The sequence below is a fragment of the Geobacillus stearothermophilus ATCC 12980 genome, from assembly GCF_030369615.1.
Classification (GTDB): domain Bacteria; phylum Bacillota; class Bacilli; order Bacillales; family Anoxybacillaceae; genus Geobacillus; species Geobacillus stearothermophilus.
The window spans coordinates 412,924-435,779 of sequence record NZ_CP128494.1; the positions used below are offsets into that span (position 1 = coordinate 412,924).

Genomic DNA, 22,856 nt, shown 5'->3' on the forward strand with positions numbered 1-22,856 from the left:
TGCTAGGAGCGGCCGCCTGCCGACTTTTCGAGCTGTTTGGCCAATTCGTCATCGTAATGGTAATGGTGAAAACTATCAATTAACTTGTCTAAATGCTCAAGCCGGTCTCCATAATCAATGATGGCGCCGAGTAACGAAAATAGGCGGTAATCGGAAGGTGGCTGCCCGTCGGCGTAAATCATGGAAGCGAGCTGCCCCCGTTCGCGATCGATGCCTTCTGCCCACATGTGATGGGGAAGCGGCTTTGCTTGATGGACAAACTTCAGCAACATTTGCTCGTGATACCCAACCAGGCTGCCAAGGTGCAGGAAGATGGCATGGCGAAACGGGTCGGACAGGCGGCCCAACTCATTCTCAAGGCGGTGGAGCCATTTTAATACGGACAGCGCCCGGTCGGCTGAGGCAATCATTTGCCGGTACAGCACAAGCTTGCGCGACTTTTGGAAGCGTTGGCGTCGAAAATAGGTGCGTTCTTCTTTATACATTAAATACAAGTGCTCCAGTTTCGTCATTTTCTCGTGCAACGTTTCGATCTCGTCCTTTAAGTGATGATGATCGGTCGCCTGCTGTTGACAAAGGCGAATCCATTTCAAAATCGCTTCCGTCTCATCGCGAATTTTTTCGTACAATTTCTTTTCATACTTTGGCGGCAAGAAAATCAAGTTGACAAGAAAGGCGGCGAAAATGCCGAACATAATCGTTAAAAAGCGGATGGCCGCAAATTCGATAAATTGGCGATCCGTGTATTCCATAATGGCAATGACGGTGACAAGCGCCACGGAAATTGTCGACGATTCAAGGCGCATTTTTAGGCAAAGAGCGATCACAACCATGAGCGTCAAGCCGACGACCAGCGGGTCGCGGCCGAGGATAAGAACCGCCGCAATCGCGAACAAGGCGCCGATCACGTTCGCCTGCACTTGTTCGATGAGTGACAAATATGAGCGATAAATGGTTGGCTGCATGGCAAATACAGCGGAAATGCCGGCGAACACCGGTGACGGAAAGTGAAAGAGCGCCGCCAAAAACAAGGCGAGCGCCACCGCGATCCCCGTTTTGAAAATGCGGGCACCGAGCTTCATCTATGGAAACCTCTCCTTTTCCATTTTCGTAGACCATTCAGTACTATACACACTTTTAGATATGAGTGCAAGGAAAAAATATAACGCCCTGCCGAAATCAGCAGAGCGTGAAGGATCAAAAGGCGATCGGAGCATGTGGATCGCGCCGATTGGAGAGGCGGATTGCCATCTATTGGAGGAAATGGTCGCCATTCAGCCATTGGGTTCGCCCCGTTGTGGAACGGATGAGCGCCAGCGGCTGGCCGGGAGCGAGCGGTTCAGCATGGCCGCCCTGCGGACGAGAGGCGATGAATACACGGGAGGAATCATCCGTTTTCCAAAGCGCTCCGGCTGTTCCGGCGACCCATACGGCTTCTTGTTCGAAGCTGGCGGCCAAACATGCCGGCAGCTGTCCGATAGACGGCAAGCTGTGTCGTTTGGCCGCGTCGGGCCAAAAGGCAGCTCCGGCTGCCTCGAGCAGGCTGTAACCGTGGTCGTAAATGAGCGTTTCCACAGCGCCAACAGACATTTCCCCGCAATGGACAAGCATGCCGGCTGAACCGAGCCGCTGATGGCAAAAGAAAGACTCCGCCCCATTGGCATAGGCGAACGAAGCGGCTGAGGCGAAAAACGGATGGGATACATCCGGTTCGCGCAACAAATCAGCCAGTGTATATGCTTGATAGATCACATGAGTGTGGCCGAGCGAAGCAACGCGGACGTGCGGCTCGCGTTCCATAGCGGCCGTCAGTCGAAACAAGCGGTCTGATAACGAAAATACATCGCCTGGCAGCATGGCGATTTGCCAAAACAAGGCGCTTTCATCTGAGGATGGCCGGATGGTTTCGAACAGAAGAATGAAGCCGAACTGTTTGCACAATTGGCGAAGGTGCGCCCGAACCCGCTCAGCGTCAGCGGAAGGCGCAACGTGTATATGGCCGACGGTGAAATAGCTGTTTGTTGCAATTTCCGGATTTTGTCCAGCATTCGCGAGTTTTTCCATCCATAGTTTGCGCGGGATGTCCAGCTGAATCGCAGCGTTTCCTTTTGCGCCCCATTGGGCAAGCGCCTGAAGGACAGTTTGGACATGTTCGTTGGTCGGGATGTTCCGCTTTTCCATTGCCGCCAACAGTATGGCGCCGCGTTGGTTCGCTTCGTTTGCCGAACGATATGTACGTTGCTCCATGTATACTTAGGCGCGGTCGGGAGGGCGCTCTCCCCTCGGCGCCGGTCACCTCCTCCACTGCTTGCTGGATGAAAAATACGAGTCTTAATTTTCAGAATTTAATGTTTATCATATCATGCAGGCAGGTGGAAATCAATGACCCTTTCCTGTTCTCCTGCTTTGTTCACAAAATTGTCAACAAATGCAGTGAAAACAAAACAGCGCCTGCCTGACGCGGGCGCTGTTTGACGAGGGTGACGGAGGCGCAAGCGCTTATAGCTGCCGAAACGCCTTGCCGACCGCCTCGATCGTATAGGCGATGTCGTCTTCTGTATGGGCGAGGGTGATAAACCATGCTTCATATTTCGATGGCGCGAGATTGATCCCTTGTTTGAGCATGAGCTTGAAAAATTTCGCAAACAACTCGCCGTCGCTGCGCTGGGCTTGCTTGTAGTTTTCCACCTTTTCGTCCGTGAAGAAGACGGTGAGCGCGCCTTTTAAGCGGTTGACGGTCACCGGAAGGCCGCATTGGCGAGCATGGGCAAGGATGCCCTCTTCCAGCATGGCTCCCAATCGGTCGAGATGCTCATAGACGCCCTCTTGTTTCAACACCTCAAGGCAGGCGATGCCCGCAAGCATCGATGCCGGGTTGCCGGCCATCGTCCCGGCCTGGTACGCCGGTCCGAGCGGAGCGACTTGTTCCATAATGTTCTGGCGTCCGCCGTACGCCCCAATCGGCAGACCGCCGCCAATAATTTTCCCCATCGCCGTCAAGTCGGGCTCCACACCAAGCAAGTTTTGCGCTCCGCCGTACATAAAGCGGAAGGCGGTGATCACTTCGTCGTAAATGACGAGCGCCCCTTCCTTGTGAGCAATCTCATTGATCGCTTCTAAAAAGCCCGGTTTTGGTAGGACGATGCCGAAGTTGCCGACGATCGGCTCAACCAATACGGCGGCGACTTGTTCGCCCCAAACATTCATCGCTTCACGGAATGAGTCGACATCGTTGTATGGCACGGTAATGACTTCTTGGGCGATGCTTTGCGGCACGCCGGCTGAATCCGGCGTCCCCAACGTCGATGGTCCCGAGCCGGCGGCGACAAGTACAAGGTCCGAATGGCCGTGGTAGCAGCCTTCGAATTTGACGATTTTGCTTCGTCCGGTGTAGGCGCGGGCGACGCGGATTGTCGTCATTACCGCTTCCGTCCCCGAGTTGACAAAGCGGACTTTCTCAAGCGACGGAATCGCCTCTTTCAACATCTTCGCAAATGTAATCTCATGCGGCGTCGGCGTGCCGTACAACACACCGGTCTCGGCGGCGCGGCGGATGGCTTCCGCGATGTGCGGATGGGCGTGCCCGGCGATGATCGGTCCGTAGGCGGCCAAGTAGTCGATGTACTTGTTTCCATCCACATCCCAAAAATACGCCCCTTGCGCCCGCTCCATCACGACTGGGGCACCGCCGCCGACCGCTTTGTATGAGCGGGACGGGCTGTTCACCCCGCCAACGATGTGCTGGAGCGCTTCTTCATACAATTGCTCCGATTTTGTCCATTGCATCGCTTCATCCTCCTGTTCCCGATGACTCCTCTTTATTTTACCATAGCGCGCACACTTGTCTGGAAAAACAAAAAAGGTGAAAATAGCAACGATTTATGTATAATTGCAACATAGGAGAAGGGCGGATGACGTCCTTTTTGATGTTGATGTGATGAAGAGGCAGGAGGAGAACGATGAACGCCATCGAAGTAGAACAATTGCGCAAAGAATTTAAAGTGCACAAAAGCCGCTCTGGCCTCGTCGGAGCGTTTCGCGATTTATGGACGCGCCGTTATGTGACCATCCGGGCGGTGGACGGCATTTCGTTTGCGGTCAGGCAAGGAGAGATCGTCGGCTATATTGGCGAAAACGGCGCCGGCAAGTCAACGACGATCAAAATGTTGACCGGCATTTTAACGCCGACATCCGGGCGCATTGTCGTCAACGGGATGAATCCGCATAAAGAGCGGGAGAAATTTGTGCGGACGATCGGCGTCGTCTTCGGCCAGCGCTCGCAATTATGGTGGGACATTGCCGTGCAAGAATCGTTTCGTCTGTTAAAAAAAGTATACCGCGTCCCCGATGAGCAATATCGCCGTCATATGGGCGAAGTCATCGAGATGCTAGACATCGGTCCGCTCCTTGACAAGCCGGTGCGCAAGCTGTCGCTTGGCCAGCGGATGCGCTGCGAGCTCGCCGCCGCCCTCATTCACAACCCGCCGCTGTTGTTTTTGGACGAGCCGACCATCGGTTTGGATGTGCTGGTGAAACTGAACATCCGCCAGTTTTTAAAGCAATTGAATGAACGGTATGGCACGACGATCCTGCTGACGACGCACGATATGTCAGACATTGAAGCGCTTTGCGAGCGGGTGATTATGCTTGATGAAGGGAAAATCATTTATGACGGTTCGCTCGGGCAGTTGAAAGAAAAATGGGGCCAAGGAAAACGGATTTCGTTTACATTTGTTGAAGAAGCCACCCTCGTTGCCTTGCAGGAGCTGACAACTGGATTGGATGTTAATTGGAAACAAGGTGAACAGCCGAACGTTTGGGTGGCGCACGTTCCATCAGGAGGCGTGCCGGAAGTCGTCAGCCGCGTCGCCGCCCGCTATCCACTGCAAGACATCCACATTCATGAAGTGCCGACGGAGGAGATCATCCGCAATATTTATCAAGAAGGTGCGGCTAATGGGTAAGTATGTCGAGATGATCCGCATCCGCTTTTTAATGATGCTTGCCTACCGGACAAACTATTATACTGGCATTTTGATTTACGCCATTAACATCTCAGCGTATTACTTCCTTTGGTCGGCTATTTATGGCGGCAAATCATCGATGCAAGGGATGTCGCTTGGGCAAATGACGACGTATGTCGCCATTTCCTGGCTGGCGCGGGCGTTTTATTTTAACAACCTTGACCGCGAAATCGCGATGGAAATCCGCGATGGAAAAATAGCGACGGAACTCATCCGTCCGTACAGCTATTTAGGGATGAAAGCGGTTCAAGGGGTTGGCGAAGGGCTGTTCCGATTGTTCTTCCTATCGTTGCCGGGGTTGCTGGTTGTCTCGCTCTTTTTGCCGCTCGAGTTTCCGGAACACGCCAAAACATGGCTGTCTTTCGGCTTGTCGCTTCTATTCAGCTTTATCATCTTTTCGGAGCTGAACTTGCTTGCGGGAGTCGTGACATTTTTTACGTTCCGAAATGAAGGGCTGCTGAGGGCGAAACGGTTTATTATTGATCTATTTTCCGGTCTGATTTTGCCGTTGTCGTTTTACCCGGATTGGGCGCAACAGCTCATGGCGTATATGCCGTTTCAAGCCATCAGCTACATTCCAAGCATGATCATCACAGAAAGTTTTCAAGGAGCTGCTGTCCGTGATGGCCTGCTTCTGCAGGCGGCATGGTGCGTGCTGTTATGGTTTCCGATTGTGCTGTTATGGCGGGTGGCGAAAAAACGGCTCGTTGTGCAAGGGGGGTAGACTTTGTTTTACGTATCGGTTTTTTTTCAATATATGGCCCAGTACATGAAGACAAAATGGCAATACCGCGCGGATTTGCTGATTGAATGGTTGTCCGACTTCATGGCGCAGGCGGTCAACTTGGTGTTCTTGCTCGTCGTGTTTGGCCATACGACGCTGCTTCACGGTTGGTCGCGCGATGAGATGTTGTTTATTTACGGCTTTTTCCTTGTGCCGTACGCCGTATTTGGCGCCTTTTTTAATCTATGGGATTTCAACGAGCGCTACATTGTTCAGGGAGAAATGGATCGCGTGTTGACGCGCCCGGTTCACAGCCTGTTCCAGATCATTTTGGAGCGGATGGAGCTCGAATCGTTGCTTGGCGCTGTGCCCGGGCTGATCATTATGCTGTATGCCGGCAGCCGCTTGTCTCTTTCATTTCATTGGTATGATGTCTTCGTGTTTATTTTGCTTGTGATTGGCGGTGCATTGATTTACGCCGGCATTTTCATTTCACTGGCGACGATCAGTTTTTTTGCCGACGCCCGCACATCCATCATGCCGATGATGTACAACATCAGCAGCTACGGCCGCTATCCGGTCGATATTTATCACCGCGTCATCCGCTATATATTAACGTGGGTGCTGCCGTTTGCCTTTGTCGGCGTTTATCCAGCTTCGTATTTTCTCCATAAGCAGGAATGGTATGGTTATGCGTTTTTGACCCCGGTTGTCGGCATGTTGTTTTTCATCATCGCCGTGATGCTCTGGAGCGCCGGGGTCAGGAGGTACCGCGGGACGGGGAGCTGAGTGCTCCCGTTGTTTGCCGCGGCGTCTGTCATGAAATGGACAAACAATAGTCAAACAATCGCCACAATCGCGCATGCATTGCGGTGCGCCTTTCGCGTAAAATATTTATATGAAAGTGTTCGCATTATATTGAGGGAGGATGAATGCAATGAAAAACAACGGTGGAGCCCGAGTAGTGGTCATCGGCGCCGGGTTTGTCGGCGCCAGTTATGTGTTTGCCTTAATGAATCAAGGGATTGCCGATGAGATCGTGCTCATCGATGCGAATGAAAGCAAGGCCATAGGCGATGCGATGGACTTCAACCATGGGAAAGTATTTGCGCCGAAGCCGGTTGACATTTGGCACGGCGATTACGATGATTGCCGCGATGCCGATTTGGTTGTCATTTGCGCCGGCGCCAACCAAAAACCGGGCGAGACGCGGCTTGATCTTGTGGACAAAAACATTGCCATTTTCCGCTCGATCGTTGAGTCGGTCATGGCATCCGGATTTCAAGGACTGTTTCTCGTCGCCACCAATCCGGTCGACATTTTAACGTACGCGACGTGGAAATTCAGCGGCCTGCCGCATGAGCGGGTGATCGGTTCGGGGACGATTTTAGATACGGCGCGGTTCCGCTTTTTGTTGGGCGAGTATTTCTCTGTCGCTCCGCAAAATGTTCATGCCTATATTATTGGGGAACACGGCGACACTGAACTCCCGGTCTGGAGCCAGGCTTATATCGGCGTCATGCCGATCCGCAAGCTGGTCGAGTCCAAAGGGGAAGAAGCGCAAAAAGATCTCGAGCGCATTTTTGTCAATGTGCGCGATGCCGCCTACCAAATTATTGAGAAAAAAGGAGCGACGTACTACGGGATTGCGATGGGGCTTGCCCGCGTGACGCGCGCCATTTTGCATAACGAAAACGCTATTTTGACCGTATCAGCCTACCTCGATGGCCTATATGGGGAGCGCGACGTCTACATCGGCGTGCCGGCTGTCATTAACCGCAATGGCATCCGCGAGGTGATCGAAATTGAATTGAATGATGACGAAAAAAATCGATTCCATCATAGCGCAGCTACATTAAAAAGCGTGCTAGCCCGTGCTTTTACGCGATGAGGCAACAAACGAAAAGTTGTGCCGACAGTCTTTCTCGTCCAAACAGGGGGATGTATGGCTCTGAGGGCGACACGCTGTTCCGATTGGGAAGGCGGCTTATTCCCGCATAATTGTCCGTTTCACGGTGTATATATGAACTACGGACAATTTGTGGAGGGAAGCGAATGGATTACGCATTCCTCGGAGTGGTGACCGCCGTGTTGCTCGGCAGCATCACTTCGCTTTGGACAGCGAGCGTACAAGCAACGCACCGCCTCTCCCTTGACAGTTTATGGGTGCTCGTTCAATGGTATGGGACGATGCTGCTAGGGTTTGCGATGATTTATATGATTTTGCAAGCCAACGGCCATCATGTATTTACTCCGTCACCAAGCAGTGCAGCAGGAAACCGCCTGTCTATGCTGGAAGACAGTCTATATTTAAGCGGCATGACCCTCCTGTCGGTCGGATACGGAGACGTCACCCCGGTCGGCATCGGGCGGTGGATCGCCATCGCCGAGGCGCTGCTTGGCTACATTATGCCTGCTGTTATCGTCACGCGCACGGTATTTGACTCGGATCGCCGTTGACAGTTGCAATTTTCCTCTGTCTTCGTTACGCTAAAAGAAGACATTAAGGAGACGGAGGGAACGCTATGACGATCGCCATTGGCCAGCCAGCTCCAGATTTCACCTTGCCGGCAAGCAACGGGAAAATGGTTTCGCTCTCAGACTTCCGCGGCCAGTATGTCGTCCTTTATTTTTATCCAAAGGATATGACGCCTGGATGCACGACAGAAGCGTGCGATTTTCGCGACCGTCACGAGCAATTCGCCGGACTGAACGCTGTCATTTTAGGGGTGAGCCCGGATCCGGTTGCACGGCATGAAACGTTTATCGAAAAGTACAAACTGCCGTTTTTGCTTCTTTCCGACGAGCGACATGAAGTGGCAGAAATGTACGGAGTGTGGAAGAAAAAGAAAAACTTCGGCAAAGAGTATATGGGGATCGAACGCTCCACGTTCATTATCGCCCCCGATGGGACGTTGGTTCAAGAATGGCGTGGGGTGAAAGTGAAGGGGCACGTCGATGAGGCGCTCGCGGAAGTCGCCCGATTGGCATCGTCTAGGTGAGTGTCCAATCAATCACAACGTTTTTGCGTACAATGCATAGTAACCTCCTCAAATGAAGGAAATGCGGCGGGTGGAAGTGATTTCCACCCCCTTTTTTTGTTAAAAAGTTGGATGAGCCCATATATTAATGGTATCTATCCTGAAAATACCCGAACTCCAAAATGTGTAAAGTTGTAAAATTCAACATAGAGGTCTTTTCATCCTTCCGATGGTGACGAAATTTTTTTGTCATGGGAGTCTATATTGACAAAAGGCATATACTCCTTGTAGACTAATTACAAATATTATAAAATGATAATTTTTTTTATCTTATACGGAGAGTGAGGTGCATGACGGTGTCTACCAACGAGCAGCTGAAGGAAGCGCTTGACATGTTGAAAAAGACGGGCATACGCATCACGCCGCAGCGTCATGCGATATTAGAGTATTTGATCACCTCGATGTCCCATCCGACAGCGGATGAAATATACAAAGCGCTGGAAGGGAAATTTCCGAATATGAGCGTAGCGACCGTCTACAATAATTTGCGCGTCTTCAAAGAAATCGGGCTTGTCAAAGAGCTGACATATGGCGATTCATCAAGCCGGTTTGACTTCGTCACTTCCAATCATTATCACGTCATCTGTGAAGAGTGCGGCAAAATTGTCGATTTCCACTATCCAGCGCTTGATGAAGTCGAGCAGCTTGCCGCTCACGTCACCGGCTTTAAGGTCGACCATCATCGCATGGAAGTGTACGGAGTCTGCCCTGACTGTCAAAAAAGCGGGGCACCGGCGCATTCGGATTAAAAAGCTGATAGCACAAGGCGGCTATCAGTTTTTTCTTTTTTTGTTGTACTTTTCGTCAAACTCTTTTCCTTCCAGGTCGCGGTCTAACGTCAACGGTTCACGGCAAAACATGCATAAATCGACGCGTCCGAGCATTTTTGTCACTTTGCCGCACGACGGGCAAACGACTTGGACGGCTCTCGTCGAGAGTGTTCCGATCCAAAAATATACAATGCCACTGGCGACAAGAAACAACATCCCAAACAACATAAACAACGTCATGATGACCGGGGACGTACGAAAAAACAGCCCCAGATACATGACAATGACACCGATAAAAATCAAGCTTAAGGCGAAAGTGCGAATTTTGTTGATTTTGCTCGAATATTTGATGCTCATCACAGTCCCTCCTACATAGACCACTATACCATAAAACGGGGTCCCATCGCGAAGAAGAAATCAACAAAATCGACGTTTTAAAGAAAGGAATTCCTCGTTTTTTGTCGAATAACGAATGACGGCAACAAACGACAGTTTCATGGATGCAAGCATTCTGGTCTTTCTGAAATGAAACAGGCGTTGACAGCATTGTTTGAACATCTGCACAAACGCAATGTGATGATTGATGACGGTGGAAGGGAGGAAAAAACGTTGCAGAAAAAACAGCCGGCTCAAAATAGGAACGTATGGTTGTCTGTCAATCGATATGTTGGGATATCTGAGGGATTTGTCCGCCCGGATATCGCGGCCGGCTTTCTGCAACGGATGCGAGGTATGAAAGAATTGCTGCATCCCATCTGTCACGAATGGGCAAACCGCTGCAACACGCACGGAATTTTAATGATTGAAAAAACGGCTTTCCATGCAGCAACAACGGATACGTTTGATGTCGTGCTGCTCGTCATTGTCGACCCGCAAAGCGAGCCTATGCTTCTCAGAAAGTATTCACTAAACGAGAAAAAGGCGGTGCTTTATGCAGTCAGTGAACGGCAGTTAAATGAATGGCTTGTTCTCGGGTCACATCGAAAGGCGGTCGACTGGGTGTTCAACGGAACAGTCGTGTTTGACCGAAACGGCTATGTTCAGCAGTTGCGCCAGCGCCTTGAGCAATTCCCGCCTAAAGAACGGCGATTGAAAATGGGACTCGAGTTTGCCAAACTGATCCGCCATTATACAGATGGCAAGGCGCTGTTTGCCGCCAAGCATTGGCTCGACTCATACAACCATATGGTGCAAGTCCTCCGTCATTTGGCGCGATTGACCGTAATCGAGCACGGACTTTACCCGGAAGTGACCGTATGGAATCAAGTCAAGCGAATGGATGGAAGGATTTATAGACTGTATGAAGAACTCGTTGGAAGTGAAGAACCGCTTCCGAAACGGCTGGAACTTTTGTTGCTGGCCAGTGAATTTTTGATTCATTCTTACGTAGAATCAGGTTCCTCTCATTTATGCGAAGCGCTGAAAGAAAAAAATGGTGCTTGGAGCATTGAGGAAATGACCGGTCATCCGCAGTTTGCGCCTTACTCGGTTGATCTTGTTATCATGCTTGAGTATCTTGTCGAAAGGAAAGTGCTAACCGTCGTGGAAATGCCGACAAAAGGAAATACAATGCTCGAACGGTATTACACGTTGTAAAAAAAGAATTTTGACGGTCCCCTTCTGCTGATCCCCAAAAATGGAAGGGAGCCGGTGAGAGGATGGATGCTATTAGGAATTTCATTGTGTTTATACAAATGTCAGTTGCCAAGATCATTGAAGGAAGGAGGCAACCCGGCCGAAAAAAGCTCTTGACTTCCTTGTCGAACGATGATATATTTTAAATCGCTGTCGCTCCGGGAAAATGTTGCGGAGCGGTATGAATAAAAGGCTGTTGACAACAAACAATAAAAATGCTATGACGTAAGGGTCGCTTTAGGAAGCGGAAAACACATTTGCGTTTGAGGGAGTCCAGAGGAGTTGGATTCCTCGGCGCAAGATTGCAACGAAGTAAGCTCAAGAAGAGGTCTCGTTCCTTGAAAACTGAACGAAACGAAGCGCGACGAAAAGCGGAGGTCCGCGGGTCGACGCGACGGGCAAATGTTCTTCGCCTGCAAGGGTGCTTGTACCCGGAAGGCGAAGGTTATTTGACCCCGAGCGGCGGCGGACCGAAGCTGGACAATACGAAAAGCGGAGGTCCGCATGGGCCGAAGCAAAAGCCAATCAACTTTCTTTGGAGAGTTTGATCCTGGCTCAGGACGAACGCTGGCGGCGTGCCTAATACATGCAAGTCGAGCGGACCGAACGAGGGCTTGCTCTTGTTTGGTCAGCGGCGGACGGGTGAGTAACACGTGGGCAACCTGCCCGCAAGACCGGGATAACTCCGGGAAACCGGAGCTAATACCGGATAACACCGAAGACCGCATGGTCTTCGGTTGAAAGGCGGCCTTTGGGCTGTCACTTGCGGATGGGCCCGCGGCGCATTAGCTAGTTGGTGAGGTAACGGCTCACCAAGGCGACGATGCGTAGCCGGCCTGAGAGGGTGACCGGCCACACTGGGACTGAGACACGGCCCAGACTCCTACGGGAGGCAGCAGTAGGGAATCTTCCGCAATGGGCGAAAGCCTGACGGAGCGACGCCGCGTGAGCGAAGAAGGCCTTCGGGTCGTAAAGCTCTGTTGTGAGGGACGAAGGAGCGCCGTTCGAAGAGGGCGGCGCGGTGACGGTACCTCACGAGAAAGCCCCGGCTAACTACGTGCCAGCAGCCGCGGTAATACGTAGGGGGCGAGCGTTGTCCGGAATTATTGGGCGTAAAGCGCGCGCAGGCGGTCTCTTAAGTCTGATGTGAAAGCCCACGGCTCAACCGTGGAGGGTCATTGGAAACTGGGGGACTTGAGGGCAGGAGAGGAGAGCGGAATTCCACGTGTAGCGGTGAAATGCGTAGAGATGTGGAGGAACACCAGTGGCGAAGGCGGCTCTCTGGCCTGCACCTGACGCTGAGGCGCGAAAGCGTGGGGAGCAAACAGGATTAGATACCCTGGTAGTCCACGCCGTAAACGATGAGTGCTAAGTGTTAGAGGGGTCACACCCTTTAGTGCTGCAGCTAACGCGATAAGCACTCCGCCTGGGGAGTACGGCCGCAAGGCTGAAACTCAAAGGAATTGACGGGGGCCCGCACAAGCGGTGGAGCATGTGGTTTAATTCGAAGCAACGCGAAGAACCTTACCAGGTCTTGACATCCCCTGACAACCCAAGAGATTGGGCGTTCCCCCTTCGGGGGGACAGGGTGACAGGTGGTGCATGGTTGTCGTCAGCTCGTGTCGTGAGATGTTGGGTTAAGTCCCGCAACGAGCGCAACCCTCGCCTCTAGTTGCCAGCATTCGGTTGGGCACTCTAGAGGGACTGCCGGCGACAAGTCGGAGGAAGGTGGGGATGACGTCAAATCATCATGCCCCTTATGACCTGGGCTACACACGTGCTACAATGGGCGGTACAAAGGGCTGCGAACCCGCGAGGGGGAGCGAATCCCAAAAAGCCGCTCTCAGTTCGGATTGCAGGCTGCAACTCGCCTGCATGAAGCCGGAATCGCTAGTAATCGCGGATCAGCATGCCGCGGTGAATACGTTCCCGGGCCTTGTACACACCGCCCGTCACACCACGAGAGCTTGCAACACCCGAAGTCGGTGAGGTAACCCTTACGGGAGCCAGCCGCCGAAGGTGGGGCAAGTGATTGGGGTGAAGTCGTAACAAGGTAGCCGTACCGGAAGGTGCGGCTGGATCACCTCCTTTCTAAGGGGAAAAGCGAAGGCCGCAATGGCCAACTGTCGATACACAGCGCTTCTGTTTCGTTCAGTTTTGAGGGAGCGAGTCATGTTCTCTCAATGACAAAAATCGTTCCTTGAAAACTAGATAACCGGAAAGGCGGAGGCGAGTGTTTCGCCGCGATGGGCAAATGTTCTTCGCCTGCAAGGGTGCTTGCACCCGGAAGGCGAAGGTTATTTGACCCCGAGCGGCGGCGAGCCGACGCTAGACAATAAGGAAGAAGCCGAGAGCGCTGTAGGTTAAGCTAGAAAGGGCGCACGGTGGATGCCTTGGCACTAGGAGCCGATGAAGGACGGGGCAAACGCCGAAACGCTCCGGGGAGCTGTAAGCAAGCGTTGATCCGGAGATGTCCGAATGGGGGAACCCACTGTCCGTAATGGGGCAGTATCCATGCCTGAATCCATAGGGCATGGAGGGCACACCCGGGGAACTGAAACATCTTAGTACCCGGAGGAGAAGAAAGCAAACGCGATTCCCTGAGTAGCGGCGAGCGAAACGGGAACAGCCCAAACCAAGAGGCGTGCCTCTTGGGGTTGTAGGACCGCTCATTGTGGGAGTGAGAAAGGAACGGGGTAGACGAACCGGTCTGGAACGGCCGGCCAGAGAAGGTGACAGCCCTGTAGTCGAAACTTCGTTCCCTCCCGAGCGGATCCTGAGTACGGCGGGACACGGGAAATCCCGTCGGAAGCAGGGAGGACCATCTCCCAAGGCTAAATACTCCCTAGTGACCGATAGTGCACCAGTACCGTGAGGGAAAGGTGAAAAGCACCCCGGAAGGGGAGTGAAAGAGAACCTGAAACCGTGTGCCTACAAGTAGTCAGAGCGCGTTCATGCGTGATGGCGTGCCTTTTGTAGAATGAACCGGCGAGTGACGATGGCGTGCGAGGTTAAGCCGAAGAGGCGGAGCCGCAGCGAAAGCGAGTCTGAACAGGGCGAAAAGTACGTCGTCGTCGACCCGAAACCAGGTGATCTACCCATGTCCAGGGTGAAGGCCGGGTAACACCGGCTGGAGGCCCGAACCCACGCACGTTGAAAAGTGCGGGGATGAGGTGTGGGTAGGGGTGAAATGCCAATCGAACTTGGAGATAGCTGGTTCTCCCCGAAATAGCTTTAGGGCTAGCCTCGGGATGGAGAGTGTTGGAGGTAGAGCACTGATTGGGCTAGGGGCCCTCATCGGGTTACCGAACCCAGTCAAACTCCGAATGCCAACGACTTATGCCCGGGAGTCAGACTGCGAGTGATAAGATCCGTGGTCGAGAGGGAAACAGCCCAGATCGCCAGCTAAGGCCCCAAAGTGCACGTTCAGTGGAAAAGGATGTGGAGTTGCAAAGACAACCAGGATGTTGGCTTAGAAGCAGCCACCATTTAAAGAGTGCGTAATAGCTCACTGGTCGAGTGACTCTGCGCCGAAAATGTACCGGGGCTAAACGTGCCGCCGAAGCTGCGGGATGACCGTTGGTCATCGGTAGGGGAGCGTTCTAAGGGCGTTGAAGCCAGACCGGAAGGACTGGTGGAGCGCTTAGAAGTGAGAATGCCGGTATGAGTAGCGAAAACAGAGGTGAGAATCCTCTGCGCCGAAAGCCTAAGGGTTCCTGAGGAAGGTTCGTCCGCTCAGGGTTAGTCGGGACCTAAGCCGAGGCCGAAAGGCGTAGGTGATGGACAACAGGTTGAGATTCCTGTACCACCTCCTTCCCGTTTGAGCGATGGGGGGACGCAGGAGGATAGGGCGAGCAGGCGGCTGGAAGAGCCTGTCCAAGCCGCAAGGCTGATCCGTAGGCAAATCCGCGGATTGTAAGGCCAAGCGGTGATGGCGACGGAGTCATCCGGAAGTCCCCGATTTCACACTGCCAAGAAAAGCCTCTAGCGAGGGAAGAGGTGCCCGTACCGCAAACCGACACAGGTAGGCGAGGAGAGAATCCTAAGGCGCGCGGGAGAACTCTCGTTAAGGAACTCGGCAAAATGACCCCGTAACTTCGGGAGAAGGGGTGCTCGTTTGGGTGAAGAGCCCGAACGAGCCGCAGTGAAAAGGCCCAAGCGACTGTTTATCAAAAACACAGGTCTCTGCGAAGCCGAAAGGCGACGTATAGGGGCTGACACCTGCCCGGTGCTGGAAGGTTAAGGGGAGCGCTTAGCGGAAGCGAAGGTGCGAACCGAAGCCCCAGTAAACGGCGGCCGTAACTATAACGGTCCTAAGGTAGCGAAATTCCTTGTCGGGTAAGTTCCGACCCGCACGAAAGGTGTAACGACTTGGGCGCTGTCTCAACGAGAGACCCGGTGAAATTATACTACCTGTGAAGATGCAGGTTACCCGCGACAGGACGGAAAGACCCCGTGGAGCTTTACTGCAGCCTGATATGGAATTTTGGTATCGCTTGTACAGGATAGGTGGGAGCCTGGGAAGCCGGAGCGCCAGCTTCGGTGGAGGCGGCGGTGGGATACCACCCTGGCGATATTGAAATTCTAACCCGCACCCCTTAGCGGGGTGGGAGACAGTGTCAGGCGGGCAGTTTGACTGGGGCGGTCGCCTCCCAAAAGGTAACGGAGGCGCCCAAAGGTTCCCTCAGAATGGTTGGAAATCATTCGGAGAGTGCAAAGGCACAAGGGAGCTTGACTGCGAGACGGACAGGTCGAGCAGGGACGAAAGTCGGGCTTAGTGATCCGGTGGTTCCGCATGGAAGGGCCATCGCTCAACGGATAAAAGCTACCCCGGGGATAACAGGCTGATCTCCCCCAAGAGTCCACATCGACGGGGAGGTTTGGCACCTCGATGTCGGCTCATCGCATCCTGGGGCTGTAGTCGGTCCCAAGGGTTGGGCTGTTCGCCCATTAAAGCGGTACGCGAGCTGGGTTCAGAACGTCGTGAGACAGTTCGGTCCCTATCCGTCGCGGGCGCAGGAAATTTGAGAGGAGCTGTCCTTAGTACGAGAGGACCGGGATGGACGCACCGCTGGTGTACCAGTTGTCCCGCCAGGGGCACCGCTGGGTAGCTATGTGCGGACGGGATAAGCGCTGAAAGCATCTAAGCGTGAAGCCCCCCTCAAGATGAGATTTCCCACCGCGTCAGGCGGGTAAGATCCCTCGAAGATGACGAGGTCGATAGGTCCGAGGTGGAAGCGTGGCGACACGTGGAGCTGACGGATACTAATCGATCGAGGGCTTAACCTAACAAGAAAAGTGGAGGCCGCCTGCTTATCGGCGAGGCGCGCTGGAGGGCCTGTGAGCGGACTTAGCCCGCCGCAGCAGGACCGAAGCGTCGCGAGCCGATGGCGGCCGGAACTAGACATCGAAAAGCGCAGGCGAGCGGAGGTGAGCCGGAGCTAGACAATGAAAAGTGAAAGCGTCCCGGCTTCTTCCCGAAACGGTTATCTAGTTTTGAAGGAATGAAAAAAAGTCCTTGACAATAAGCTCAATTCCCTTATAATAATACTTGTCGCCATTGCCTAGTGGTGATAGCGGAGGGGAAACACCCGTTCCCATCCCGAACACGGAAGTTAAGCCCTCCAGCGCCGATGGTAGTTGGGGCCAGCGCCCCTGCAAGAGTAGGTCGCTGCTAGGCAATTTCGTGGAGGATTAGCTCAGCTGGGAGAGCACTTGCCTTACAAGCAAGGGGTCGGCGGTTCGATCCCGTCATCCTCCACCACTTACACCAATTGTGTATTCTTATCGCCGCGGGGTGGAGCAGTCCGGTAGCTCGTCGGGCTCATAACCCGAAGGTCGCAGGTTCAAATCCTGCCCCCGCAACCAAAATTGGTCCCGTAGTGTAGTGGTTAACATGCCTGCCTGTCACGCAGGAGATCGCGGGTTCGAGTCCCGTCGGGACCGCCATTCTTTCAAAATTGTGAAAGATGAAAAATACGGCTCAGCAGCTCATTCGGTAGAGACGAGCATCTGCTTCATCGAATTCGCTTCGAGTTGCCTCAACGCATCGAGCGTCTTTGAATCAGCTGGTAGAGGAAGAGGCACAGAGCAATTCAACGAGCGAGTTAAAAAATAATATATGGCTCGGTAGCTCAGTCGGTAGAGCAAAGGACTGAAAATCCTTGTGTCGGCGGTTCGATTCCGTCCCGAGCCACCATCAAACTATAAATTATGCCGTCTTAGCTCAATTGGTAGAGACGAGCATTCGCATCGTTGAATCTGCTTCGAGTTGTCCCGACGCATCCCACTTCTTTGAATAAGCTTGCAGAGGAAGGGACACCGAGCATTTGATTTCCTCGAATCAGCTTGTAGAGGAAGAGGAACAACCGAGCAGATCATATGATCCAGTAACTCATGTTAAATGTGCCGGCTTAGCTCAATTGGTAGAGCAACTGACTTGTAATCAGTAGGTTGCGGGTTCAAGTCCTGCAGCCGGCATCTTCCATTTTGAAAAAATTCAACTAGCGAAACATGAGCTCAGAAACGAGCGATACATCTTCGAGTTCGCTGCGAGTTGCCCCGACACACTTGACTTCTTCGAATAAGCTTGTAGAGGAAGGGGCGGGTAGAGTGAAATGAAGCTTAGAGTGTTATCTTAACCATGAGCCATTAGCTCAGTAGGTAGAGCATCTGACTTTTAATCAGAGGGTCGGAGGTTCGAGTCCTCCATGGCTCATCGTCTTGCGGAAGTAGTTCAGCGGTAGAACACCACCTTGCCAAGGTGGGGGTCGCGGGTTCGAGCCCCGTCTTCCGCTCCACTTCCGCCGGGGTGGCGGAATTGGCAGACGCACAGGACTTAAAATCCTGGGGTAGGTAACTACCGTGCCGGTTCGAGTCCGGCCCTCGGCACGTGCGCTCGTAGCTCAATTGGATAGAGCATCTGACTACGGATCAGAAGGTTAGGGGTTCGAATCCTCTCGAGCGCGTTTTGTCGGGAAGTAGCTCAGCTTGGTAGAGCACACGGTTCGGGTCCGTGAGGTCGCAGGTTCAAATCCTGTCTTCCCGATTTATCATGGGGCCTTAGCTCAGCTGGGAGAGCGCCTGCTTTGCAAGCAGGAGGTCATCGGTTCGATCCCGATAGGCTCCACCTTTTGACTTAAATTTGGCGGTGTAGCTCAGCTGGCTAGAGCGTACGGTTCATACCCGTGAGGTCGGGGGTTCGATCCCCTCCACCGCCACCATTATCGGACCTTTAGCTCAGCTGGTTAGAGCAGACGGCTCATAACCGTCCGGTCGTAGGTTCGAGTCCTACAAGGTCCACCATTATTATTATTGTTGCTTTTTTGGAGGAGTACCCAAGTGGTTGAAGGGGTCGGTCTTGAAAACCGAGAGGCGCCGCAAGGCGCGCGGGGGTTCGAATCCCTCCTCCTCCGCCATGCACTTTAAAATCGTGCCGTCTTAGCTCAATTGGTAGAGACGAGCATTCGAATCGTTGAATCTGCTTCGAGTTGTCCCGACGCATCCCACTTCTTTGAATAAGCTTGCAGAGGAAGGGACACCGAGCATTTGACTTCCTCGAATCAGCTTGTAGAGGAAGAGGAACAACCGAGCAGATCATATGATCCAGTAACTCATGTTAAATGTGCCGGCTTAGCTCAATTGGTAGAGCAACTGACTTGTAATCAGTAGGTTGCGGGTTCAAGTCCTGCAGCCGGCACCAGAACGAGGCGACTATGGCGAAGTGGTTAACGCACCAGATTGTGGCTCTGGCATGCGTGGGTTCGATTCCCACTAGTCGCCCTTTTCATTATATTCTATATTTGCGGGTGTAGTTTAGTGGTAAAACCTCAGCCACGAGCATCTGCATCATCGAATTAGCTTCGAGTTGCCCCGACGCATCTGGCTTCTATGAATCAGCTGGTAGAGGAAGGGGCATGGAAGCAGCGTGGCGGATGTTAAGCCAAATATTATGCGGGTGTAGTTTAGTGGTAAAACCTCAGCCTTCCAAGCTGATGTCGTGGGTTCGATTCCCATCACCCGCTTTTGATGGGCCTATAGCTCAGCTGGTCAGAGCGCACGCCTGATAAGCGTGAGGTCGGTGGTTCAAGTCCACTTAGGCCCATTATTTTCCATTGAATATTTTTGGGTCATTCGCTATAATAATGGGCGAACAATGCCCCATCGTTCCACAGCAAAATCGGAGCGACGAGCTTCACATCTTCGAATTCGCTGCGAGTTGCCTCGACGCATCTCGCTTCCTTGAATTAGCTGGCAGAGAAAGAGGCAACGAGTACATTTGGAAGATGTGCATAACATATACATCATTCCGCAATAGCTCAGCGGTAGAGCAACCGGCTGTTAACCGGTAGGTCGTAGGTTCGAATCCTACTTGCGGAGCCATTTCTTTGGAGAAGTACCCAAGTGGCTGAAGGGGACGGTTTGCTAAACCGTTAGGTCGCAGTTTTGCGGCGCGCGGGTTCAAATCCCGCCTTCTCCGCCATAATGGCCCGTTGGTCAAGTGGTTAAGACACCGCCCTTTCACGGCGGTAACACGGGTTCGAATCCCGTACGGGTCACTGGTTGCTGGCACCAGAGATTCTGGTGCCCTTTTGTACAATTTCTTTTGTCGATTTTTGCGTTTTTTCTTGCGATGCGTGTGGAAGTCTGTTATAATATCTCTCGTTAGCTTTAAAATTACGTTATGATTGTTGGGGACAACGCAGTGTTTCGTTTCGTTAAAGAACGAGGCATTGCGTTTTTTTATTTACCACCCTAAACCGAGAAGACCCTCATTTCCACGCGTGAGCGTAGGGAGAGAGTTCAGGTAGGAAGGGAGTCCCCCGTTTCCAACGGCAGGAAAGTGGGGGGAGAAGATCAAACGAACAATTGGGCGTCGGCTTCGCCGCCATGAATTTGCACAAACATCGTTTGGATGGCTTGAAGCCGGCGCTTGGCGGTTTCTTCTGGCGTTGATGGGAGAAAGTAAACGATTTGCAAAGCGTTTTTCGTTTCTCTCGTCACGGCGGTCCGCTCCGAATCGACGATCGGACTGCCAAACGGCCCTCGTTCATCTTTGCTGACGAGTTTGTTGGCAAAGTTGACTGTGCGGCCGTTTAACGCGATGTATTCATCTTTTTCCGTGCCGATCGTGAGCGTCACTGTCCCGTTGATGCGGTCTAGATCATAGATGCCGAGCGGAATTTTATAATAGAGTGAAAAAAAGTTGTTTATGTCTGCCGCTGAATGGATAGGCGGAATGAAGCTTTTTTTCTGGATGCGTCGGTACAGGCTTTCACTTGACGGTCGATAGCGGCTTGGGTCCGTTCCGATTTGTTTGAAAGTACGGCGCCATTCGACCATTTCAGGAATGTCGGCAATCGACTTTTCCTGCAGCTCGATGTAAAGAGATTCTTGAAACAGCTCAAGCCGCCCCCTTAACATTTGCGGTGAATCGCTGACCTCGATATGATAATAGCGGATGACGCCGAATTTACCAGAAGGAAGGCGTTGCTTTAGTTGTTCTGATATCACGCATTTCATCTTGATCACCTCGGATTTCATTTTACCATATATGACGAAAGGAGGGAAAACGATGGATGTTATGGCATTAAAGCAGGAAGTCATTGAGTACAGTCGGTCAATCGGCATTGATAAAATCGGATTTGCGAGCGCTGATCCGTTTGTGGAATTAAAGGAACGGCTGCGCCGCCAGCAGGAGCTCGGCTATCAGTCCGGTTTTGAGGAACCAGATATTGAGAAACGGACGAATCCTTCATTGCTTCTTCCGGAAGCAAAATCGATTATTGCCATTGCTCTTGCCTATCCGTCTAAAATGAAAAATGCGCCGCGGGGGACAAAGACGGAACGGCGCGGCGTTTTTTGCCGCGCTTCATGGGGAAAGGACTACCACGATGTGTTGCGGGAACGTTTGCAGCAGCTCGAGGAGTTTTTGCTGGCCAAAGTGCCCCATGCCCGCGTTCGCTCGATGGTGGATACCGGAGAGCTCGCCGATCGGGCGGTGGCGGAACGGGCAGGGATCGGTTGGAGTGGCAAAAACTGCTCTATTATTACACCAGAGTTTGGATCGTATGTGTATTTGGGAGAAATGATTACGAATATTCCATTTCCCCCTGATGAACCGGTTGAAAACCGATGCGGCACGTGCACGAAATGCATTGATGCCTGCCCGACTGGGGCGCTTGTGCAAGGGGGACAACTGAACGCACAGCGGTGCCTTTCCTTTTTAACGCAAACGAAAGGCTTTTTGGCCGACGAGTTTCGAGAGAAAATCGGGAATCGGCTGTATGGCTGCGATACATGCCAGCAAGTCTGCCCGGAAAATAAGGGAAAAGACTTTCATTTGCATCCGGAATTCGAGCCGGATCCGGAAGCGGTAAAGCCGAAACTCATCCCGCTGCTTCAGATGAGCAACCGTGAATTTCAAGAAACATTTGGGGCCATGGCGGGTTCATGGCGTGGGAAAAAGCCGATTCAGCGCAATGCCATTCTGGCGCTTGCCCATTACAAAGACCAAACCGCGGTGCCGCATTTGCTGCGTTTGTTGAAAGAGGATAGCCGTCCCGTCATCCGCGGGACGGCGGCGTGGGCGCTCGGGAAAATCGGGGATCCAAGCGCTAAGCCTTATTTGGAGGCCGCGCGGCAAACGGAGGCGGATGCCGATGTGATCGCTGAGATTGAAAAAGGACTAAAACTGTTGGCTGAGGCAAAGGAATAGGGAAAAAAACGCAGCTTCCCCACATAAGGTAGTAACAAAAACGAAAGTGGTGGAAAGCAGCATGAAAAAACAGTTGCGCGCGTGGTTGGATGAGCGAGCCCGCTCGTTTGTGTCGGAAAGCAATATCCGAAGCGAAGAGGCGGCAAGAAAGCAACAGCTTTGCCAAAAGCGCGGTGCGGAGATCGTCCGTTGCACGATCCGGGGGCAAATTGTCGGCAGGCAGACCATTGAGCGGGAAGCGAAAGTGATGTATATTGCCCACCATCAATTTTTAATTAAGCAAAGGGGTTCACTATATATAGAAGAACAGGTTGAGGAGCGATGCGCCTGTTTTGTTGGCGGTGAGCTTGTTGCTGATGAAACGATCAACCGATTGGGGGGGGATATGGAGGCGCCGCGCGTCGAACGAGAGCAATGGACGGGAGATCGTCTTTCTTACCAGTATGACCGCGCCCGGGCGGTTCGGTATGCGGAAACGTGGTGGAATCGGCATAACCCGGTGTTTCCGTCGTTTCCGGTGGATTGCACGAATTTTGTTTCCCAATGCTTGTATGCGGGCGGGGCACCGATGACGGGCTATCCGAACCGGGCGAGGGGATGGTGGTGTCAAAACGGAAGTTGGAGTTACAGCTGGGCTGTCGCTCATTCCTTTCGTTGGTATTTGAGCGGGTCGCGCATTGGCTTGCAGGCGGTGGAAGTGGCGGAGCCGGAGCAATTGATGGCAGGCGATGTCATCTGTTATGATTTTCAAGGGGACGGACGCTTCGACCACTCAACGATTGTGGTGGCGAAAGATCAGAACGGGATGCCGCTTGTGAACGCCCATACGACAAACAGCCGAATGCGCTATTGGTCGTATGAAGATTCAAGCGCCTATACGCCGAACATTCGCTATAAGTTTTTTCACATCATCGATCGCAAATAAACGTTGCTGAGGTGAAGGAA

General features: G+C 52.6%; 15 protein-coding genes, 21 tRNA genes and 3 rRNA genes. 34 read left to right on the forward strand and 5 right to left on the reverse strand.

Annotated elements, in window-relative coordinates; all coding sequences use genetic code 11:
- Nucleotides 1–2: 2 nt before the first annotated feature.
- The 3 genes from QSJ10_RS02215 to QSJ10_RS02225 all read right to left on the reverse strand — a co-directional run bounded on the left by QSJ10_RS02215 (nt 3) and on the right by QSJ10_RS02225 (nt 3,786).
- Nucleotides 3–1,082, reverse strand: coding sequence for an FUSC family protein (locus tag QSJ10_RS02215; RefSeq protein WP_033016709.1), 1,080 nt, complete (start codon nt 1,080–1,082; stop codon nt 3–5).
- Nucleotides 1,083–1,251: 169 nt separating this feature from the next.
- A complete protein-coding gene (locus QSJ10_RS02220; protein WP_050488668.1) occupies nt 1,252–2,247 on the reverse strand; it encodes a glutamate synthase in 996 nt (331 codons plus the stop codon).
- Nucleotides 2,248–2,499: 252 nt separating this feature from the next.
- Entirely contained in the window at nt 2,500–3,786 is a 1,287-nt protein-coding gene (locus QSJ10_RS02225) for a glutamate-1-semialdehyde 2,1-aminomutase (protein ID WP_033016710.1), read from the reverse strand.
- A 173-nt stretch (nt 3,787–3,959) separates the two neighbouring features.
- Here QSJ10_RS02225 and QSJ10_RS02230 point away from each other — a divergent pair, with 173 nt between their 5' ends.
- The 7 genes from QSJ10_RS02230 (at nt 3,960) to perR (ending at nt 9,538) form a co-directional block, all read left to right on the forward strand.
- On the forward strand, nt 3,960–4,964 hold the full coding sequence (locus QSJ10_RS02230) for an ABC transporter ATP-binding protein (RefSeq protein WP_053532238.1): 1,005 nt from the start codon (nt 3,960–3,962) through the stop codon (nt 4,962–4,964).
- Nucleotides 4,957–5,748, forward strand: coding sequence for an ABC transporter permease (locus tag QSJ10_RS02235; protein WP_053532239.1), 792 nt, complete (start codon nt 4,957–4,959; stop codon nt 5,746–5,748). Before QSJ10_RS02230 ends, QSJ10_RS02235 begins: the two co-directional genes overlap by 8 nt.
- Before the next feature lie 3 nt (nt 5,749–5,751).
- On the forward strand, nt 5,752–6,537 hold the full coding sequence (locus tag QSJ10_RS02240) for an ABC transporter permease (RefSeq protein WP_033016713.1): 786 nt from the start codon (nt 5,752–5,754) through the stop codon (nt 6,535–6,537).
- 148 nt (nt 6,538–6,685) lie between these two features.
- Nucleotides 6,686–7,639 carry an L-lactate dehydrogenase gene (locus QSJ10_RS02245; protein WP_033016716.1) on the forward strand — a complete coding sequence of 318 codons (954 nt, stop codon included), beginning with the start codon at nt 6,686–6,688 and terminating at the stop codon, nt 7,637–7,639.
- A gap of 164 nt (nt 7,640–7,803) precedes the next feature.
- Complete coding sequence (locus QSJ10_RS02250) at nt 7,804–8,208, forward strand: potassium channel family protein (RefSeq protein ID WP_033016717.1); 405 nt, start codon at nt 7,804–7,806, stop codon at nt 8,206–8,208.
- Between the two features lie 65 nt (nt 8,209–8,273).
- Nucleotides 8,274–8,750 carry a thioredoxin-dependent thiol peroxidase gene (gene bcp, locus QSJ10_RS02255; protein ID WP_033009906.1) on the forward strand — a complete coding sequence of 159 codons (477 nt, stop codon included), beginning with the start codon at nt 8,274–8,276 and terminating at the stop codon, nt 8,748–8,750.
- A gap of 329 nt (nt 8,751–9,079) precedes the next feature.
- Nucleotides 9,080–9,538 (forward strand): peroxide-responsive transcriptional repressor PerR, encoded by a 459-nt coding sequence (gene perR / locus QSJ10_RS02260; protein WP_033016718.1) that lies wholly within the window; start codon nt 9,080–9,082, stop codon nt 9,536–9,538.
- A 24-nt stretch (nt 9,539–9,562) separates the two neighbouring features.
- Here the strand turns inward: perR and QSJ10_RS02265 are convergent, their stop codons facing one another.
- Nucleotides 9,563–9,916, reverse strand: coding sequence for a YgzB family protein (locus QSJ10_RS02265; RefSeq protein ID WP_033016719.1), 354 nt, complete (start codon nt 9,914–9,916; stop codon nt 9,563–9,565).
- Nucleotides 9,917–10,291: 375 nt separating this feature from the next.
- On the opposite strand from QSJ10_RS02265, the gene QSJ10_RS02270 reads away from it, so the two are divergent.
- The 25 genes from QSJ10_RS02270 (at nt 10,292) to QSJ10_RS02390 (ending at nt 19,752) form a co-directional block, all read left to right on the forward strand.
- Complete coding sequence (locus tag QSJ10_RS02270) at nt 10,292–11,155, forward strand: nucleotidyltransferase-like protein (RefSeq protein ID WP_033016721.1); 864 nt, start codon at nt 10,292–10,294, stop codon at nt 11,153–11,155.
- Between the two features lie 571 nt (nt 11,156–11,726).
- Nucleotides 11,727–13,285, forward strand: a 16S ribosomal RNA gene (locus tag QSJ10_RS02275).
- 270 nt (nt 13,286–13,555) lie between these two features.
- Nucleotides 13,556–16,483 (forward strand): 23S ribosomal RNA (locus QSJ10_RS02280).
- 274 nt (nt 16,484–16,757) lie between these two features.
- A 5S ribosomal RNA gene (rrf, locus tag QSJ10_RS02285) occupies nt 16,758–16,874 on the forward strand.
- The 16S, 23S and 5S rRNA genes sit together here with 21 tRNA genes alongside, the layout of an rRNA operon.
- 8 nt (nt 16,875–16,882) lie before the next feature.
- A tRNA-Val gene (locus tag QSJ10_RS02290) sits at nt 16,883–16,958 on the forward strand.
- 27 nt (nt 16,959–16,985) lie between these two features.
- Nucleotides 16,986–17,062, forward strand: a tRNA-Met gene (locus tag QSJ10_RS02295).
- A 5-nt stretch (nt 17,063–17,067) separates the two neighbouring features.
- Nucleotides 17,068–17,143: transfer RNA gene (locus tag QSJ10_RS02300), tRNA-Asp, on the forward strand.
- A 174-nt stretch (nt 17,144–17,317) separates the two neighbouring features.
- A tRNA-Phe gene (locus QSJ10_RS02305) sits at nt 17,318–17,393 on the forward strand.
- 208 nt (nt 17,394–17,601) lie between these two features.
- Nucleotides 17,602–17,674 (forward strand) — tRNA-Thr (locus QSJ10_RS02310).
- 165 nt (nt 17,675–17,839) lie between these two features.
- Nucleotides 17,840–17,912 (forward strand) — tRNA-Lys (locus QSJ10_RS02315).
- Between the two features lie 7 nt (nt 17,913–17,919).
- Nucleotides 17,920–17,994: transfer RNA gene (locus QSJ10_RS02320), tRNA-Gly, on the forward strand.
- Between the two features lie 5 nt (nt 17,995–17,999).
- Nucleotides 18,000–18,085, forward strand: a tRNA-Leu gene (locus QSJ10_RS02325).
- A 3-nt stretch (nt 18,086–18,088) separates the two neighbouring features.
- Nucleotides 18,089–18,162 (forward strand) — tRNA-Arg (locus tag QSJ10_RS02330).
- Between the two features lie 6 nt (nt 18,163–18,168).
- Nucleotides 18,169–18,242 (forward strand) — tRNA-Pro (locus QSJ10_RS02335).
- Nucleotides 18,243–18,250: 8 nt separating this feature from the next.
- Nucleotides 18,251–18,323 (forward strand) — tRNA-Ala (locus QSJ10_RS02340).
- Nucleotides 18,324–18,340: 17 nt separating this feature from the next.
- Nucleotides 18,341–18,417, forward strand: a tRNA-Met gene (locus QSJ10_RS02345).
- Between the two features lie 5 nt (nt 18,418–18,422).
- A tRNA-Ile gene (locus tag QSJ10_RS02350) sits at nt 18,423–18,499 on the forward strand.
- Nucleotides 18,500–18,521: 22 nt separating this feature from the next.
- Nucleotides 18,522–18,612: transfer RNA gene (locus QSJ10_RS02355), tRNA-Ser, on the forward strand.
- Nucleotides 18,613–18,820: 208 nt separating this feature from the next.
- Nucleotides 18,821–18,896: transfer RNA gene (locus QSJ10_RS02360), tRNA-Thr, on the forward strand.
- A gap of 7 nt (nt 18,897–18,903) precedes the next feature.
- Nucleotides 18,904–18,976, forward strand: a tRNA-His gene (locus QSJ10_RS02365).
- 171 nt (nt 18,977–19,147) lie between these two features.
- Nucleotides 19,148–19,218, forward strand: a tRNA-Gly gene (locus QSJ10_RS02370).
- 6 nt (nt 19,219–19,224) lie between these two features.
- Nucleotides 19,225–19,298 (forward strand) — tRNA-Ile (locus QSJ10_RS02375).
- 203 nt (nt 19,299–19,501) lie between these two features.
- Nucleotides 19,502–19,576, forward strand: a tRNA-Asn gene (locus QSJ10_RS02380).
- A gap of 7 nt (nt 19,577–19,583) precedes the next feature.
- A tRNA-Ser gene (locus tag QSJ10_RS02385) sits at nt 19,584–19,676 on the forward strand.
- Between the two features lie 4 nt (nt 19,677–19,680).
- Nucleotides 19,681–19,752: transfer RNA gene (locus QSJ10_RS02390), tRNA-Glu, on the forward strand.
- Between the two features lie 298 nt (nt 19,753–20,050).
- Here QSJ10_RS02390 and QSJ10_RS02395 read toward each other — a convergent pair.
- Nucleotides 20,051–20,716 (reverse strand): B3/B4 domain-containing protein, encoded by a 666-nt coding sequence (locus QSJ10_RS02395; RefSeq protein ID WP_033016385.1) that lies wholly within the window; start codon nt 20,714–20,716, stop codon nt 20,051–20,053.
- A 52-nt stretch (nt 20,717–20,768) separates the two neighbouring features.
- On the opposite strand from QSJ10_RS02395, the gene queG reads away from it, so the two are divergent.
- Together queG and QSJ10_RS02405 are read left to right on the forward strand one after the other, a co-directional pair.
- Nucleotides 20,769–21,911, forward strand: coding sequence for a tRNA epoxyqueuosine(34) reductase QueG (gene queG, locus QSJ10_RS02400; RefSeq protein WP_053532786.1), 1,143 nt, complete (start codon nt 20,769–20,771; stop codon nt 21,909–21,911).
- Between the two features lie 61 nt (nt 21,912–21,972).
- Nucleotides 21,973–22,836, forward strand: a complete 864-nt coding sequence (locus QSJ10_RS02405) for an amidase domain-containing protein (RefSeq protein WP_053532788.1) — start codon at nt 21,973–21,975, stop codon at nt 22,834–22,836.
- The last annotated feature ends 20 nt before the right edge of the window (nt 22,837–22,856 follow it).

What these genes read in the sequence shown, in the direction of transcription:
- QSJ10_RS02215 (WP_033016709.1), bottom strand. Translation starts at nt 1,082, where the DNA reads ATGAAGCTCGGTGCCCGCATTTTCAAAACGGGGATCGCGGTGGCGCTC.
- QSJ10_RS02270 (WP_033016721.1), top strand. Translation starts at nt 10,292, where the DNA reads ATGAAAGAATTGCTGCATCCCATCTGTCACGAATGGGCAAACCGCTGC.
- QSJ10_RS02265 (WP_033016719.1), bottom strand. Translation starts at nt 9,916, where the DNA reads ATGAGCATCAAATATTCGAGCAAAATCAACAAAATTCGCACTTTCGCC.
- QSJ10_RS02235 (WP_053532239.1), top strand. Translation starts at nt 4,957, where the DNA reads ATGGGTAAGTATGTCGAGATGATCCGCATCCGCTTTTTAATGATGCTT.
- queG (WP_053532786.1), top strand. Translation starts at nt 20,769, where the DNA reads ATGGATGTTATGGCATTAAAGCAGGAAGTCATTGAGTACAGTCGGTCA.
- QSJ10_RS02250 (WP_033016717.1), top strand. Translation starts at nt 7,804, where the DNA reads ATGGATTACGCATTCCTCGGAGTGGTGACCGCCGTGTTGCTCGGCAGC.
- QSJ10_RS02395 (WP_033016385.1), bottom strand. Translation starts at nt 20,716, where the DNA reads ATGAAATGCGTGATATCAGAACAACTAAAGCAACGCCTTCCTTCTGGT.
- perR (WP_033016718.1), top strand. Translation starts at nt 9,080, where the DNA reads ATGACGGTGTCTACCAACGAGCAGCTGAAGGAAGCGCTTGACATGTTG.
- QSJ10_RS02220 (WP_050488668.1), bottom strand. Translation starts at nt 2,247, where the DNA reads ATGGAGCAACGTACATATCGTTCGGCAAACGAAGCGAACCAACGCGGC.
- QSJ10_RS02230 (WP_053532238.1), top strand. Translation starts at nt 3,960, where the DNA reads ATGAACGCCATCGAAGTAGAACAATTGCGCAAAGAATTTAAAGTGCAC.
- QSJ10_RS02405 (WP_053532788.1), top strand. Translation starts at nt 21,973, where the DNA reads ATGAAAAAACAGTTGCGCGCGTGGTTGGATGAGCGAGCCCGCTCGTTT.
- QSJ10_RS02225 (WP_033016710.1), bottom strand. Translation starts at nt 3,786, where the DNA reads ATGCAATGGACAAAATCGGAGCAATTGTATGAAGAAGCGCTCCAGCAC.
- QSJ10_RS02245 (WP_033016716.1), top strand. Translation starts at nt 6,686, where the DNA reads ATGAAAAACAACGGTGGAGCCCGAGTAGTGGTCATCGGCGCCGGGTTT.
- bcp (WP_033009906.1), top strand. Translation starts at nt 8,274, where the DNA reads ATGACGATCGCCATTGGCCAGCCAGCTCCAGATTTCACCTTGCCGGCA.